This window comes from Butyrivibrio sp., assembly GCF_015056685.1.
GTDB lineage: Bacteria > Bacillota > Clostridia > Lachnospirales > Lachnospiraceae > Butyrivibrio.
In genome coordinates, this window is the sequence record NZ_SVFW01000009.1 from 29,231 (window position 1) to 44,731 (window position 15,501).

Here is a 15,501-nt window from a genome sequence, read left to right on the forward strand (position 1 = left end):
CCGTCAGCTTTAAGTGTAACAAGGATAGAAAGGTTGTCGTGAGGTCTGTACATTTTCTCTACGATCTCATAATCAAATCCCTCAACAACTGTAAGTCCCTTGTCATTCATTCCATCATCAAGCATTCTCTGAGCAAGATTTGCCTGAAAAGCTCTGAAGATGTTGCCTGCCCCGAAGTGTACCCACTCAGGCTCAGCTACTGTCTTCTTTATCATCTCATCTCTATCAAATTTTGGAAGTTCAAAGCCTTTTTCCTTCCAAACTGAATCATTCTTTATACTACTATCACATAATTTCATTGTTTTTCTCCTCATTTATAGTATAGTCAGCAACATCAACAATCCATTTTTTCGAAACTGTATATTGTCAGTTAATGAACATGCATATGCAGACTTGGCTGCCTTGAAAAACGTCGGTACTTAAGCTGCGTTTTTTGCAGCTTTATGTACCGCTGCGTTTTTCACGGAGTGAGAACGTCAGCCAAGCGCATATACATTTCATTTAACTGACTAACTGCGTCAAACTCCTCGTTGATGACTCTTCTCAATTGCTTCCCAAAGGCCGTTTATGTATGTTGCGCCAAGTGCTCTGTCGTATAAGCCGTAACCAGGCATTGCAACCTCACCCCAGATCATTCTTCCGTGGTCAGGACGGATAGGTCCGTCAAAGCCAGTCTCATAAAGTGCCTTAACTATCTCATACATATCAAATGTTCCGTCTGATGAAAGATGAGCTGCTTCCTCGAAGTTTGTAGGAGAAATAAACTTAAGGTTACGAACATGTGCAAAATGGATTCTTCCCTCTAAAGCTCTGATCATGTGTGGAAGATCGTTCTCAAGGCTTGTGCCGTAAGAACCTGAGCAGAATGTAACACCATTGTGTACATCATCTACAGCCTTCATGAGCTTTAAAATATTCTTTTCATTGTTGATGATTCTTGGAAGTCCGAATACTGACCAGGCTGGATCATCTGGATGAATAGCCATCTTAATGTCGTATTTATTACATACAGGCATGATAGCCTTAAGGAAATAAACGATGTTCTCAAAGAGCTTATCCTCATCGATTCCCTTGTAAAGCTCAAAGAGTTCTTTTACCTTAGCCATTCTTTCAGGTTCCCAGCCAGGCATAACTGTGCCGTTCATCTCACCTGAAATTGATTCAAACATCTTCTCAGGATCAATTGCATCAACTGCTTCCTGTGTATAAGCAAGAACTGTTGAGCCATCTGCTCTCTTTCTTGCAAGTTCTGTTCTTGTCCAGTCAAATACAGGCATGAAGTTGTAACATACCATGTGGATATCTTCTTTACCAAGATTCTCAAGTGTCTTGATGTAGTTATCGATATGCTTGTCTCTGTCTGCTGTTGCAGCTTTGATCGCATCAGATACGTTTACTGACTCGATTCCGGCAATCTTAAGTCCACCGGCCTCAACTTCATTTTTAAGAGCCTTGATCTCATCCTGCTCCCAGAGCTCTCCTGCCTGCTTATTATAAAGAGTTGTGATAACTCCATGTACTCCAGGGATCTGTCTGATCTGCCAGAGCTTAACAGTATCATAATCTGTGCCATACCAGCGAAGTGTCATCTCCATATTCTTTTCCTCCTATGGTGTATATCTAATATCCAATTTGTTCACAGGCGATGTCTGATTTATTATCACCTGAATTGACTTTCTTGATATATACACAATACTTTCATTTAAGAAAAAAAAGAATAGAATAACTTGTTTCCTATATTGCAAAAATTGTTATCCATGTTATTATGTACCTATGAAAAATAAACTCAGATCATCATTTAATTCAAGACAGTATATGATTTCCTCTGATTTTGAGGTGTTCTATTATCTGGACAGGGACTTTAAAACACTGAATCCCCATGCCCATGATTACTATGAGTTTTATCTTTTCCTGGACGGTGATGTCACCATGGAGATATTTAGAACTGATGGAGAGAAAGAGCACATCGATATGTACCCAGGGGATTTAATGGTCGTGCCACCGGGAATATCACATCACGCCATTATGCACACGTCAGACAAGGACTACAAGCGTTTTGTCTTTTGGATCAGCAAGGATTGCTGCAATTCCCTGATGCAGGAATCAGTTGATTATATGTACCTCATCCAAAAAGCTGAGGCTTTCCACAAGTATATTTATCACCTGGCTCCGGCCTCTTTTCACCTTGTTGAGTCCAAATTTTTGAGGCTTTTAGAGGAAAAATCCAGCGACAGATACGGAAGCGGCGCCATGAGCCATCTGTGCCTCTGCGACCTGATCCTTACTATCAACAGAATTGTATACGATGACGATCATATCCAGAGTGGCAATGATGAACTGGCTCTTTTCCAGAATATCCTTTCATACGTTGAGAGTAATCTTGAGGATACCCTTTCACTTGATGATATTGCAGGACAGTTTTTTGTAAGCAAGTACTACGTTGCCCATTTATTCAAGGACACTCTTGGAATTTCACTTCATCAGTACATAATAAAAAAGCGTCTGGCAGAATGCCGAAACGCTATAATAAGCGGTGCCAGTATCACCGGCACCTATGAGAAATTCGGTTTTAGGGACTACTCCAGCTTTTTTAAGGCTTTTAAAAAGGAATATGGAATGTCGCCCAAGGAGTATCAGAATCTGTCAGCCCTCGACATAACTTCTTTCCATGAAGGTGAAAAGACATAATACCCTATCATGCACAGCATTCCAAAAAGGAAAGAAATTGGGAAGCAGACCATAATATATGTTCCGTCGAAATACCTGTTTATCAGATAAGCGCTGGGAATTCTCACTGCCCATAACATCATAAGGTTAATGAGGGTTGTATATCTGACATATCCAAGTCCGTTTACAATATTGGAAATGCAGTTAAATACGGCATAGCACCACTGGGACAGCAGTATCACCACAACGTATCTTCCCGCATACAAAAGAACCATCTCATCCTGTGAAAAGAATCTTAAGATAGGCATTCTGAACGAAATCGCCATAAGTCCGAAGGAAAGCGTCAAAAGTCCTGAAACAGCAGGAATCTTTATATATCCTTCTCTTAATCTTCTATAATTTGCGGCTCCATAGTTTTGTCCCGCAAATGTGGACGCGGCTGACGACATAGCAGTAATGGCTATATTAGTGAGTCCTGTTATCCTTCCTGCCACAGAAGCTCCGGCCATAAACTGCCTCCCCTGCTCATTTACCAATATCTGCAGTGCCATATGTCCAAATGAAAACAATGAATTATTAAGACCGATTGGAAGTCCTATTGTAAGAATAGCCTTTAAGTCATGGCTATTAAAACTTCTTGGAAAAACAGTAAATTCAAGCTCCTGAAACTTTTTCCTGATATATACTATACTAACGCTCCAGGATAAAAACATGGCTATACTCGTGGCAGCAGCTGCTCCTGCAACGCCAAATCCAAAACCTGCAACAAAAGCCAGATCAAAAACTATATTGGTAATTCCTGAAACTATCAAAAACCACAGGGATGCTGCACTATCGCCAAGTCCTCTAAGGATTCCGGCATTCATGTTATAGCCGATATTTCCCAATGCTCCCAGAAAAACAAGCCTCGTATAGATAAGAGCCTCATCCCATACATCCGCCGGTACATGCATAAACTGCAGGATTGCAGGTGCCAGGATCCATCCAATTATAGCAATGGGTATGCCGCTGAAATAAACAAGTACAATGGCTGTAGCAGATAAGTCTTTTACCCTGTCCATCCTGCCTGCGCCAATACTCTGGGAGACCAAAATAGATACTCCTGCTCCGATCCCCAGAAAAATACACAGCAAAACTTCCACTGGCTGTGAGCTTGTCCCAACAGCAGCAAGCGCACTGTCTCCGCAAAAATTACTTACAACAAGGGTATCAACTGTCGTATACATCTGCTGCAGAATGTTGCCAATTACAATAGGCACGGCAAAAAGAAGCACATTTTTCATTATGCTTCCTGAAGTCATATCTATCTTTGAACTTTTTCTTTTAGATACAGAATTTGTCATATTAATATCATCGTACTTAAAATAATAATTTTCTTATCTGAAATTTCCGAATTCATTGCAAAAATAATCTTTTTATGTCATATTGGATTGTATATTGAAACTTAGGAGAATGGCTATGGCTCTTCCACTTCCAAAAGGAAAACAGATAACAGTTGCCTACAGAGAAATCTCATCTGATTACGAAATGCCTTCAATGGAGGTAGCTTCTGATCACTATTCACTTGGCTTTATGATCAAAGGTGACAGGCGTATATTGACTCCTAAAATGAATTTCACGCTTCATGCAGGTTACATAGGAGCCATGCGCCCCTATATATATCACAGAACAATACCTGCTTCTGATTCAGAATATGTCAGCATTCTCATTAAGTTTTCTCCGGATTTTGTGGCAGACATGACAGATACTCTCGGTCCACAAATTATGGAAAAAATATTCAGATATCCACCAATTTCTTTTTCCGATGGTGACAGAGAAAAAATCTTCTCTTTGGCAAGAGAAATATATGAGTTGTACAATGAGATTGAAGAACAGGGGCTTGATATGTCTGAAGGCTCAATTTCCAGATACCGCCTCCAGAACCTGTTGACCTATATTCTTCTCGAGGTATATGACAAAGGCCATTTTGACAGCAGCAAGGCAACAATCCACGAGAGTGAGCTTACTGAGCCCATCATGGAAGCTGTATATTATATAGAAAAAAACTACATGAAGCCTTTGAAGATAGAAGAAGTCGCCCGTATTTCTGGCTACTCTGTCTCATACTTTTCACGTATTTTCGCCAGGCAGCTTGGATCCGATTTCACAGAATACCTGTGCATCACAAGGCTAAAACATGTACAGAACATGCTGCTGACTACCAATAAGTCTGTGATGGAAATATCCTTAGAATGCGGTTTTTCCTATCCGGGTAACATGACCAGCAGCTTCAAAAAAGAATTTGGCATGACACCTCTACATTTCAGAAAACAAAATACAAAACTATAACCCTAAGAAAGGTGAAGAAAATGGAATACATTGAAAATGATTTATTAAAGATTGGCATAGCTACTCACGGAGCAGAACTCAGTAGCATTTTCGACAAGAGAAGGAACAGAGAAATGCTTTGGCAGGCAGATCCCGCATTCTGGAACAGACATGCACCGGTTCTTTTCCCAATTGTTGGTAATGTAAATAAAGGAGTATTTAAGTACAAGGGAAAAGAATATCCAATGTCTTCCCACGGTTTTGCCAGAGATATGGACTTTGAGCTTCTGACAAAAACTGAAAACTCTATCAGTTTCGTCCTCAGATCAGATGAGGAAACAAAAAAGAAATACCCTTTTGATTTTGAGCTTGTCATTACTCATGTTCTTGATGGCGATACGATTAAAGTTCAGTGGGAAGTAAAAAATCCATCAGACAATGAGCCTCTGTATTACTCAATTGGCGGTCATCCTGCATTTAACTGCCCTATCTACGATAATGAAAAGAGAACTGATTATAAAGTTAAGTTTTCCAAAAATAGCTTAAAATATTCTCTTATAATCCAGGAAACAAGAGAAGTTGACTTTGAAAATCCAAGCACTCTTGAATTAAAGGATGGATACCTTGATATCGATGCACATCTTTTTGATAAGGACGCGCTTATTTTCGATGATTACCAGGTAGATGAGATCAGCCTCTGTACTCCTGACGGCAAGCCTTATATTACAATGAACTGCAAGGGCTTCCCAAGTTTTGGTCTTTGGTCAAAGGAAAATGTTGAAGCAAGATATGTATGTCTTGAGCCATGGATCGGACGCTGCGACAACAAGGGCTTTGATGGTGAGCTTCCTGAGAAATACTGTGAACAGCACCTTGGTCCAAAGCAGTCCAGAAAGACTGAGTACACAATTAAGATAAGTTAATCTATATCATATAAAAAAGTCAGAAGACAATTTTCGTGTCTTCTGACTTTTTTATTATCTACTCTTCTAATCTAAAAGATCAATCATCAAGATCAAGGAACTCAAACTCGAAATCGTCATCATCACCGATAAAGTTCTTTGCTCTGCGACGTGGTGATTCCTCCTGAACATCATCTCTTCTTGAGACTCTGTCTTCTGCCTCTTCCTGTGCCTGACGGATGCGTCTTGATGCACGTTCCTCAGATCTTCTGTCCGTACGCTCGTCACTATCATCTCTTCTTGAGCGTCTTGCCTGTCTGTCATCTTCAGCATTTCTTCTGGCAGCTCTGTCATCTGAATTTCTTTCAGGTCTTACTGTTCTCTCATCATCAGAATTTCTTCTTGATGGTCTGTCAGCCCTTGCTGCTCTCTCATCTGTAGCTCTTTCATCTCTTGAAGGACGAACTGTTCTTCCTTCGTTTTCTTTTCTTGAAGAGTCTTCTACATTTCTTCTAAATGATCTGCGAGCAGGTTCTTCGTCCTCGTCACCTCTTGCTCTTCTTCTGGCTACAGGAGCATCCTCATCCTCTTCATCATCTCTTCTTCTCTTATCACTTGATGAATAGCGATCATACTCTTCATCTTCGTCTTCATCCTCATAATACAAGGAATCTCTAAGCTTAAGAGCAAGAATGATAAGTGCGATAACAAGTACTGCTATAGCAATGCCAAGAGCGATGATAACGGTCTTGTATGTGCTGGCCTGCTTTGTAAGAGTTGGTACTGACTCAGCTACTTCTATAAGCTGTTTAACCTGTACTCTCTGACCTTTCTCATAGTCATAGAGATACCATACATCATCTTCATACTTAAGTTCAAAAGAACCATCGCCTACCTGAGTTGTTGTCTCTTCGGCAGGAGCCTCTGTCTCAGCAGGAGTTTCTGTAGTTTCTCCCTCGCCGCCTTCAGCGCCTTCAGCGACTTCAGCGTTCTCACCTTCAGCATTTTCTGTTGTTACCTCAGTTTCAGCAGGTGCAGTCTCTACAATATTTACAAGATCACTTCTTACAAAACCTGTCTTGCCACTGTCTCCATAAGTGATCTGATACCATGTCTTACTATCTGTGCCTGTTGCCTCACCTGTAATAGTAACTGTATCACCCTTAGTAAGGTTTCCTACCTGATCATAGCCTGTGCCTGCACCTGAACGAACTTTACAGTTATCAACTGCTGTAGCACTCTTCTGATCTGTAGCTGTTACTGTTGTTGCAGGAAGTGATGCTGCTGCAGCATTTGTCTGGCTTGTTGTGGATGTAGTTGTTGTTGTAGCTGTGCTGCTATCTGTTGATCCATTCTTTTTAACAAGATCACTTCTTACATATCCGTACTCACTCTTGTTGACTCTGATCTTGTACCAAACATAGCCTGAAGCATCTGTTGCTTCATCTACAATTTCAATTGTGTCCCCAATCTTTAAGCTTGAAACCTGGGTTGCTGTAGTACTGGCTGATTCTCTTACCTTTACATTATCCTGGCTGACTGTACCTGTTGTTTCAGTATAGGCAAAAGCCTGAAGACCAGTTCCGGCAAAAATAACCACGCAAGCAATCAGTGAAAGTAGTACATTGCCAATTCTCTTTCCCTTATTGTTTTTCATTTTACCTCCTTCGCGTCATCGATAGCCTTTCCAATATCATGACGCATATACTTGTTTTCAAAGCTAACCCATTCTGTAGCCTCATAAGCCTTTTTACGGGCCTCTGCAAGTGTATCGCCCTTAGCTGTTATGCCAAGAACTCTTCCACCATTTGTGACTATCCCCTCTGAAGTAGCTTTGGTTCCTGCATGGAAGCAGTAGTAGCCTTCTTTACCCTTGAAATTCTCAAGGCCGGTGATAAGCTTTCCTTTCTCATAGCTGACAGGATAACCTTCGCTTGCAAGGACAACACATACTGCAGCTTTATCCTCAAATTCAAGGTCTGTTTCAGAAAGTTTACCATCAATACATGCATTAAACACATCTATTATATCAGTTTTAAGTCTTGGAAGCACCACCTGAGCTTCAGGGTCTCCAAATCTTGCATTGTACTCCAAAACCTTTGGGCCATCCTCTGTAAGCATAAGGCCAAAGAAAATAACTCCCTTGAACTCTCTTCCTTCGCTGGCCATAGCCTCTACAGTCTTGCCATAGATATGCTCACGGCAAAATTTATCAACCTCTTCTGTATAGAAAGGACTAGGAGAAAAATTGCCCATTCCACCGGTATTTAAACCTGTATCGCCATCTCCTGCTCTCTTATGATCCTGCGCAGATGACATAAGCTTATAAGTCTTTCCATCAACAAATGAAAGGACTGATACCTCTCTTCCTGTCATGAATTCTTCGATAACCATGTGATTTCCGGCATCTCCGAATTTCTTATCCTGCATGATCTCTTTTACGCCAGCCTCTGCCTCTTCATAATTCTGGCAGATAAGAACTCCCTTTCCGAGTGCAAGGCCATCAGCTTTAAGAACAATAGGAAACTTCGCATTCTTAAGATACTCAATAGCTTTTTGAGGGTCGTCAAAAGTCTCATATGCAGCAGTAGGGATACCATACTTCTTCATAAGGTCTTTTGAAAAAGCCTTACTTCCCTCAAGGATAGCTGCGTTCTTCCTTGGTCCAAATACTCTTAAGCCTGCTGCCTCAAAAGCATCAACAATACCGCCAACCAAAGGATCATCCATACCGATAACAGTAAGATCGATCTCTTTTTCCTTAGCAAAAGCTACAAGCTTGTCAAACTCCATTGGAGTGATAGAAACGCACTCTGCGAGCTCCGCAATACCGCCATTTCCAGGCGCACAATAAATCTTATCAACCTGAGAGCTTCTTGAAACAGCTTCTGCTATAGCGTGCTCTCTTCCGCCTCCACCAACAATCAAAACCTTCATCCTAAAATACTCTCCTCATACCCTTCAATAATGACTTTGCCGTCTGCAACCTTAACCCTGTTATTAGCAATAAGGTCAATAGCAAGAGGCATTATCTTCCATTCAGCCTGTTCCATTATGCGTCTCTGCAGCGACTGCGGAGTATCATCATTTCTCACATAAACTGCCTTCTGCAAAATAATCGGTCCTGTATCTGTTCCTTCATCCACAAAATGAACGGTGGCGCCTGAAACCTTTACGCCTCTCTCAAGGACCTTCTCATGAACCTTAAGTCCATAGTATCCTGTTCCACAAAAAGACGGAATAAGTGACGGATGTATATTGATAATCCTGTTCTTAAACTCTTTTACAACAATCTCAGGAATAACAACAAGACAGCCTGCAAGGACAATAAGATCCGGCTCAGCATCCTTTAATATCTGCAAAAGAGCTTCATTAAACTCCGCTCTGTTTTCGAACTCCTTAGGGCTCTTTACAACGTAAGGAATACCTGCTTTTTTTGCTCTTTCTATTGCATAAGCATTGGGGTTGTTGCTATACACAAGGCAAATTTCCGTATTTGTGATCTTTCCCTCAGCTATCCCGTCGATGATTGCCTGTAAATTGGTACCTCCTCCGGATACCATGACTGCAATTTTCATATGTACTCCACCACACTCTTATTTGTTATACAAGTTCAACTTTTCTCTCGCCGGCCTTAGTCTCGCCTACAACCCAAGCTTTATCTCCTGAAGCTTCAATAGCTTTAAGAGTCTTTTCCACATCGCTTGGATCAACTGCAAGTACCATACCAAGTCCCATGTTGTATGTGTTGTACATCATCTGTTCTTCAATTCCGCCCTTTTTCTGCATAAGTGTGAAAATAGGAGGAATGTCATAGCTGTCTTTTTTAACAACTGCTGTTATGCCTTCAGGAAGCATTCTTGGAATATTCTCGTAGAATCCGCCGCCTGTAATATGGCTGCAGCCCTTGACCTTAACTCCGGCATTCTTGATGGACTTCATCATCTTTACATAGATTCTTGTAGGAGTTAATAAAGTCTCTCCAAGAGTTGCACCGAGTTCATCATAATATGTATCAAGGCTTTCTTTTGTCATATCAAAAACCTTACGAACAAGTGAAAAACCGTTGCTGTGTACTCCGCTTGAAGCTACGCCGATAAGTGTATCACCGGCTTTGATGCTGCTTCCGTCTATCATATCCTTACAATCAACAACACCAACAGCAAATCCTGCTACGTCGTACTCATCTTCCGGCATAAGTCCTGGGTGCTCTGCTGTCTCACCACCGATAAGTGCTGCATCAGACTGTTTGCATCCTTCTGCAACGCCCTTAACAATTGCAGCGATCTTCTCAGGAATGTTTTTGCCACAAGCTATATAGTCAAGGAAAAACAGTGGCTCGCCGCCTGCACAGGCAACGTCGTTAACGCACATTGCTACTGCATCAATTCCGATTGTGTCATGTTTATCTAAAAGAAAAGCAAGTTTGATCTTGGTACCAACTCCGTCTGTTCCTGACAAAAGAACCGGATCTTCCATGTTCTTTATATCTTTTAAGGAAAATGCTCCCGAGAACCCACCAAGTCCTCCAAGTACTTCAGGTCTCATAGTCTCCTTAACGTAAGCCTTCATAAGCTCCACAGACTTGTAACCTGCCTCGATGTCAACGCCAGCTTTCTTGTAATCCAGTGCCATAATAAAACTCCTCTTTTTCTATAATTTTATCTGTAAAAATAAATTAGTAATTCTTGTATCCGACTTCCTGAAGATGCTCATCTTTTTTAACAACGCTGTCCTTCAGTGAAGCTGTATATGCTTTCAATTTATTAAGAAGTTCTGTATCTGATGTAGCCAAGATCTTGGCTGCAAGTATTCCTGCGTTAGCGCCGCCATTTATAGCAACTGTAGCTACAGGGATCCCTGTTGGCATCTGAACAATGCTATATAGAGAATCACGGCCTCCAAGTGAAGTTGTATGCATAGGTATTCCTATAACAGGCATTGGAAAAATTGCTGCGCACATACCCGGAAGGTGTGCTGCCATTCCCGCTCCTGCAATGATTACCTTAAAGCCCTTTTCTTCAGCAGTCTTAGCATACTCAAAGAACTCATCAGGTTCTCTGTGCGCTGAGATGATACGCATCTCATAAGATATTCCGAGTTCTTCGAGAATATCTGCTGCTTTTGCCATTACCGGCATGTCTGAGTCACTACCCATTACAATTCCAACTTGTGCCATATAAATCCTCCATTTTGTCTTTTATATATCCAGTAAACAAAATGATATTTTTTTGTTTACTATAACATAACACAATATATTGTGCTACATTTTCCTCTTTAACCCTTAATTGGTATATTGAGCTCTTCAGTACCCGGAAGAACGAATTCTCCGTTCGAAATGATAACGATTCCTTCTCCGTTTTCTTTTACTGCCCTGATTTCTCCAAGTTCATCATATGGAATGGTTATATCAGTATGACAGCTAAAGTAAGCTTTATCCGGATCAGTCTTTCTATTCAAAGAGATCTCGTTATCTCTTGCTATAATGCTCTTTCCATCTGGGTTGTAAGTGATATTGTCTTCTTCATGGGAATAACATGTATCACCAACGGCAAAATGAGGTCCCGTCTTTTCAGCTATAAGGATTGGTAACTTATCCGCTATAGAATAGTCCCTCGCGATTTGGTATGCAGTTGTATTAGTTCCGATGGCAAACTCTCCAATGGGAAGAGTCTTATGATTAAAAAGAATATTGTCACTAATATACTTTTTGTTTTCTTCATCGGATTCAAAGTTTGAACAATTATAATCTTTTATACATCCATCTTCGAAAGTGATCTCAAGATTCTTAAAGAAAAGTCCCTCCAGATAAACTCCCGATACATGGAGCGTTCCATTGGTTCCCTTGAGAACAGGCGATGTAAACACCTCTCCAACAGGGATATTGACGTCGGCAACACAATTTTCGAAGTTGGTTTCATGAGCCTTGTCTTTTAACTCATGAAGCATGACCTTCATATCTGTCCTGTTGCCGTTCATGCCCTTAACTTCAACGTAAACAGCTTCATCAAGCGCATCTATGATCTTCTGTTGGATATTCTGATACAGCTTATAATCAAGTGTATTTATCTTAACAACTTCATTGAAGATCTCCGGGAAATTTGGCCCAATTTCAGGAACAGGGAAAGCAATGATGGTAAAGCTTCTTTCCTTTCCTATTATGTATTCGTTCATAATAAGACTGTTCTGGATCTTGAAGTCACTTAAAAGCTTTTTCTGAGTATCGCTGTAGTGAACAGCATCCTTTTTAGGAACAGGTGCAAAGGGCTTTTCTCCGAAGGTCTCGATAACAGCCGGGCCTCCAAAAACCTTAGCTTCCTTTTTATACTTTTCACCTGCAGCTCTCATGGCTTCAAGCCTTCTGGTAACAAGCGCTCCATCAAGATAAAGAGCATCGTCATCTTTATGGTCATAGTCAAACTGCTTATTGGGAACTGCTCCTGTATATCCTGACCTTCTGGCACTTCCAAGCATTGTAAATACTGACATGTTAGCCCTATAAATACTGGACTGTAGACCTATTTCTTTAAAATTGGAAACAGCTTTTTTTACTATTCTCTCAAAACCAAGCTCATAAACAATAGCCGCAGTCTTCTTGATAGTAATGTCCTTGCCTGTCATGGCAAAGCCTATGCGATACCCTTCTGTATAAGTAGTTGCAAGCTTATCAATTTCTTCCTGCGAAAGAGTATTCAGATGCTCCGCAGTCTTAAGCTCATTGTCTGTAATATACTCTCCGAATTTATACAAATAACGAAGATCAGTAAGATCACTTTTCATAATGATGTCTCTTGCAAAATCTGACTCAGGAGCCACCATCTGTGCAAATCTTATGCACCTTTCTTCCTCAGCATAATCGCTGTAAAACCAGTACATTATTTGTCTGATAGCTTCATATTCAGGAAGCTTTCCTGCCTCACAGGAAGAAGCAAAAGCTCCATATACTTCCAAAAACAGCTCGGCTCTTATGACCATATCAAACAGGTTATGCTCAAACGCGCTTGGAATCATTGAGCGGATCTCAAAGTAAAGACTTGATAATATCTTTCCAAAGTCTTCTCCAAGTTTTTGAACAGCTACCTCAGGATTTCCAAAAGAACTGTCATAATGCTCAGGGAGAATATCCTCGTAAAGAGCTTTGTTTCTTTTGCCAAGCTCTTCCATAGAGTCTTTCTCAAGGCCTCCGTCAATCGACCATTTCAGCGTATCATCCATCATCTCAATAAAGCCTGAAACGGTTCTGAAATACTCGTCAAACTCCGGTCTGCCCAGATTTTCATTTTTTATTTCTTTTATTCTTGAAACTGCAAGCTGATATCTTTCACCGATCATTTCGCTGTCAGTTGTAAATTCGTAGTAAAGTTCCTCACTCATTCTTTATCCCAATCCCAAAACTAAAATAAACACAACAAAAAGGAAGGCTACTAGGTTTAGTGCTATTCCAAGATTTGGAAAAAGTTTAAAAATGTCTTTTTCAAATCTGGATCTGATACCAAGCACCAGCCCTATACATGAAAATATCGCCGCAACAAAAGCCGCTGCGGCGTATCTCATAATAGCCTGCCCACCATTTACATATGAAAAATAAACCGAAAGAGAAAGCGCGGTCACAGAGAGTACACCAAGAACAGTAGACATTATCCCCTTTTCAGGATGTCTATTATCTGTAAACATATACCTGTCTCTGACCGGTTCAAGTTTTTTTATCTTTAATCGAAAAGAACTCTTTTTACCCATTTGATGCTTAAATAATAACTCTCTTTCTGCTTCCAAGGAGCTTAGCTCCACTTATGATAAGAAGCACCCCGACTGCAATCCCCGCAATAATGGAAATTATGCCAAAGGCTATATTAAGTGCCCCTGTACCTCCAAGTACCTTATATGTATGTTCGTCCATTTGACCCTCCTCATATTGCCTGCACGCTGCAAAGATTATTTTGCACCGTACTCTGCATAATACTCATCAATAGCTTTCTTGATATCTTTTGTGATAACAACTTCACCATCGATCGGTCTGTTGTACAGATAGCTTACAACATCATCCATCTTAACAATAGAAGATGCGCTGAAACCATATCTCTCTTTTATCTCATCAAGAGCACTTGCGTCAGAATCCTGACCCTTCTCCTGTCTGTTAAGAGATACCATAAGGCCAACAATATCACAATCTGCCTGTTCCTGAATGATCGGTACAGTCTCTTCAATTGACTTTCCTGATGTTGTAACGTCCTCGATGATAAGAACTCTGTCTCCGTCTCTAAGCTTAGAGCCTAAAAGAATTCCCTTATCGCCGTGGTCCTTGATTTCTTTTCTATTGGAACAATATCTGATCTCTCTTCCATAAAGTTCACTGATTGCCATGCTTGTGGCAACAGCAAGTGGAATACCCTTATATGCAGGTCCAAAAAGAACATCGAACTCAAGTCCGAATGTATCATGAATAGCTTTGGCATAGTAGTTACCAAGCTTTTTAAGCTGAGATCCGGTTACATAAGCGCCGGCATTCATAAAGAATGGTGACTTACGTCCACTTTTCAAAGTGAACTCTCCGAACTTAAGAACATTACTGTCAACCATGAATTCTATGAACTCTTCCTTGTATCTTTCCATACCCTGGTCTCCTTTGAGCAACATTTTAAGATTACAAAAATCACTAGTAGATTATAACACCTAAGTACTGTATGTACAATTTGCAATTTATCTGTTTGCAAGTGCATCAGCAATATCTTTTTTCATATCAAGAACAGCAGCCCTTGCAGCTTCTCCGACCTTGCCGTCGTTAAACTGCTGATAGTTCTCACTCTTCCAGGCAGCAATGATTCCGCGTGATGAGTTTACAATAGCGCCAAGGCCATCTTTATTAAAGAAATGAACAAGATCTTTTCCTTTTCCGCCCTGAGCACCATATCCCGGAACAAGAATATAGGCATGAGGCATGATCTCTCTTAAAACTTTGCCCTGCTCAGGATATGTAGCGCCAACTACTGCTCCAACATTACTGTATGAACCATCCATTGAATCAAGTCCCCATTTTTCAACCTGTTCTCCAACAAGCTCATACAAAGGTCTTCCATCAATTATCCTGTCCTGGAACTCTCCGCTTGAAGGATTTGATGTCTTTACAAGTACAAATATACCTCTGTCTTCAGTATTGCAGACCGAAATAAAAGGCTTCACACCGTCGGAACCAAGATAGGGATTAACGGTAGCAAAATCTTCGTCAAATCCTCTAAATACCTTGTCACCAATCTTGACTGAGCCAAGATGGCCAACAGCGTAAGCCTCTGATGTGGAGCCAATATCTCCTCTTTTTATATCGCCAATTACTAAAAGACCTTTCTCCTTACAGTAATCTACAGTTTTCTTAAATGTAACAAGTCCGGGAAGTCCAAGTTCCTCATACATTGCAATCTGAGGTTTAACCGCCGGAACCAGATCATAAATGTTATCGATGATCTCTTTGTTGAACTGCCAAAAAGCCTCTGCAGCCCCTTCTAAATTTTCTCCTTTTTCCTCAAAACATCTCTTTTTGATATTATCAGGAACGAAATTAAGTTTGGGGTCAAGTCCCACAACAATTGGTGCAGCTGTCTTTTCAATTCTGTCAATAAGCTTTGATATCATT

Annotated in this window: 15 protein-coding genes and 1 pseudogene; 3 read left to right on the plus strand and 13 right to left on the minus strand. The window is 40.7% G+C overall.

Translation table 11 applies throughout. From position 1 onward, the window contains the following. Positions 1 to 299: pseudogene (locus tag E7303_RS04700) on the minus strand (mannitol dehydrogenase family protein); the annotation flags it as partial. Positions 300 to 518: 219 nt separating this feature from the next. Further along, a complete protein-coding gene (gene uxuA, locus E7303_RS04705; protein WP_292144076.1) occupies positions 519 to 1,595 on the minus strand; it encodes a mannonate dehydratase in 1,077 nt (358 codons plus the stop codon). Positions 1,596 to 1,773: 178 nt separating this feature from the next. Between uxuA and E7303_RS04710 the strand changes: the two genes are divergently transcribed. Further along, positions 1,774 to 2,688, plus strand: coding sequence for an AraC family transcriptional regulator (locus E7303_RS04710; protein ID WP_292144077.1), 915 nt, complete (start codon positions 1,774 to 1,776; stop codon positions 2,686 to 2,688). On the opposite strand, the gene E7303_RS04715 is transcribed toward E7303_RS04710, so the two are convergent. Beyond that, positions 2,634 to 4,010, minus strand: coding sequence for an MATE family efflux transporter (locus E7303_RS04715; RefSeq protein WP_292144078.1), 1,377 nt, complete (start codon positions 4,008 to 4,010; stop codon positions 2,634 to 2,636). The two genes, E7303_RS04710 and E7303_RS04715, sit on opposite strands and share 55 nt — an antisense overlap. A 115-nt stretch (positions 4,011 to 4,125) precedes the next feature. Here E7303_RS04715 and E7303_RS04720 point away from each other — a divergent pair, with 115 nt between their 5' ends. After that, the gene (locus E7303_RS04720) at positions 4,126 to 4,995 is read left to right on the plus strand and encodes a helix-turn-helix domain-containing protein (protein ID WP_292144079.1); all 870 of its coding nucleotides are present in this window, start codon (positions 4,126 to 4,128) and stop codon (positions 4,993 to 4,995) included. A gap of 20 nt (positions 4,996 to 5,015) precedes the next feature. After that, complete coding sequence (locus E7303_RS04725) at positions 5,016 to 5,897, plus strand: aldose 1-epimerase family protein (protein ID WP_292144080.1); 882 nt, start codon at positions 5,016 to 5,018, stop codon at positions 5,895 to 5,897. A 79-nt stretch (positions 5,898 to 5,976) separates the two neighbouring features. Here E7303_RS04725 and E7303_RS04730 read toward each other — a convergent pair whose 3' ends face one another. The 10 genes from E7303_RS04730 to pyrF form a co-directional block, all read right to left on the minus strand. Beyond that, positions 5,977 to 7,533: an SH3 domain-containing protein gene (locus tag E7303_RS04730; RefSeq protein ID WP_292144081.1), complete on the minus strand. Its 1,557-nt coding sequence runs from the start codon at positions 7,531 to 7,533 to the stop codon at positions 5,977 to 5,979. Further along, a complete protein-coding gene (gene purD / locus E7303_RS04735) occupies positions 7,530 to 8,813 on the minus strand; it encodes a phosphoribosylamine--glycine ligase (RefSeq protein ID WP_292144082.1) in 1,284 nt (427 codons plus the stop codon). The genes E7303_RS04730 and purD overlap by 4 nt, the downstream gene beginning before the upstream one ends. Beyond that, on the minus strand, positions 8,810 to 9,454 hold the full coding sequence (gene purN, locus E7303_RS04740) for a phosphoribosylglycinamide formyltransferase (RefSeq protein ID WP_292144083.1): 645 nt from the start codon (positions 9,452 to 9,454) through the stop codon (positions 8,810 to 8,812). The genes purD and purN overlap by 4 nt, the downstream gene beginning before the upstream one ends. A gap of 25 nt (positions 9,455 to 9,479) precedes the next feature. Continuing rightward, entirely contained in the window at positions 9,480 to 10,505 is a 1,026-nt protein-coding gene (gene purM, locus E7303_RS04745; RefSeq protein ID WP_292144122.1) for a phosphoribosylformylglycinamidine cyclo-ligase, read from the minus strand. Between the two features lie 49 nt (positions 10,506 to 10,554). Then, complete coding sequence (gene purE / locus E7303_RS04750; protein WP_022775416.1) at positions 10,555 to 11,055, minus strand: 5-(carboxyamino)imidazole ribonucleotide mutase; 501 nt, start codon at positions 11,053 to 11,055, stop codon at positions 10,555 to 10,557. Positions 11,056 to 11,153: 98 nt separating this feature from the next. Next, on the minus strand, positions 11,154 to 13,250 hold the full coding sequence (locus E7303_RS04755; RefSeq protein WP_292144084.1) for an aminopeptidase: 2,097 nt from the start codon (positions 13,248 to 13,250) through the stop codon (positions 11,154 to 11,156). Positions 13,251 to 13,253: 3 nt separating this feature from the next. Beyond that, entirely contained in the window at positions 13,254 to 13,649 is a 396-nt protein-coding gene (locus tag E7303_RS04760; RefSeq protein ID WP_242973827.1) for a DUF6142 family protein, read from the minus strand. Continuing rightward, complete coding sequence (locus tag E7303_RS04765; RefSeq protein WP_022775412.1) at positions 13,621 to 13,773, minus strand: hypothetical protein; 153 nt, start codon at positions 13,771 to 13,773, stop codon at positions 13,621 to 13,623. Before E7303_RS04765 ends, E7303_RS04760 begins: the two co-directional genes overlap by 29 nt. A gap of 35 nt (positions 13,774 to 13,808) precedes the next feature. After that, a complete protein-coding gene (gene pyrE, locus E7303_RS04770; protein WP_292144085.1) occupies positions 13,809 to 14,486 on the minus strand; it encodes an orotate phosphoribosyltransferase in 678 nt (225 codons plus the stop codon). A gap of 87 nt (positions 14,487 to 14,573) precedes the next feature. After that, positions 14,574 to 15,500: an orotidine-5'-phosphate decarboxylase gene (gene pyrF / locus E7303_RS04775; protein ID WP_103870050.1), complete on the minus strand. Its 927-nt coding sequence runs from the start codon at positions 15,498 to 15,500 to the stop codon at positions 14,574 to 14,576. Between the last annotated feature and the right edge of the window lies 1 nt (position 15,501).

What these genes read in the sequence shown, in the direction of transcription:
- E7303_RS04710 (WP_292144077.1), top strand. Translation starts at nt 1,774, where the DNA reads ATGAAAAATAAACTCAGATCATCATTTAATTCAAGACAGTATATGATT.
- E7303_RS04755 (WP_292144084.1), bottom strand. Translation starts at nt 13,250, where the DNA reads ATGAGTGAGGAACTTTACTACGAATTTACAACTGACAGCGAAATGATC.
- uxuA (WP_292144076.1), bottom strand. Translation starts at nt 1,595, where the DNA reads ATGGAGATGACACTTCGCTGGTATGGCACAGATTATGATACTGTTAAG.
- purN (WP_292144083.1), bottom strand. Translation starts at nt 9,454, where the DNA reads ATGAAAATTGCAGTCATGGTATCCGGAGGAGGTACCAATTTACAGGCA.
- purD (WP_292144082.1), bottom strand. Translation starts at nt 8,813, where the DNA reads ATGAAGGTTTTGATTGTTGGTGGAGGCGGAAGAGAGCACGCTATAGCA.
- E7303_RS04720 (WP_292144079.1), top strand. Translation starts at nt 4,126, where the DNA reads ATGGCTCTTCCACTTCCAAAAGGAAAACAGATAACAGTTGCCTACAGA.
- pyrE (WP_292144085.1), bottom strand. Translation starts at nt 14,486, where the DNA reads ATGGAAAGATACAAGGAAGAGTTCATAGAATTCATGGTTGACAGTAAT.
- pyrF (WP_103870050.1), bottom strand. Translation starts at nt 15,500, where the DNA reads ATGATATCAAAGCTTATTGACAGAATTGAAAAGACAGCTGCACCAATT.
- purE (WP_022775416.1), bottom strand. Translation starts at nt 11,055, where the DNA reads ATGGCACAAGTTGGAATTGTAATGGGTAGTGACTCAGACATGCCGGTA.
- E7303_RS04765 (WP_022775412.1), bottom strand. Translation starts at nt 13,773, where the DNA reads ATGGACGAACATACATATAAGGTACTTGGAGGTACAGGGGCACTTAAT.
- E7303_RS04730 (WP_292144081.1), bottom strand. Translation starts at nt 7,533, where the DNA reads ATGAAAAACAATAAGGGAAAGAGAATTGGCAATGTACTACTTTCACTG.
- E7303_RS04715 (WP_292144078.1), bottom strand. Translation starts at nt 4,010, where the DNA reads ATGACAAATTCTGTATCTAAAAGAAAAAGTTCAAAGATAGATATGACT.
- E7303_RS04725 (WP_292144080.1), top strand. Translation starts at nt 5,016, where the DNA reads ATGGAATACATTGAAAATGATTTATTAAAGATTGGCATAGCTACTCAC.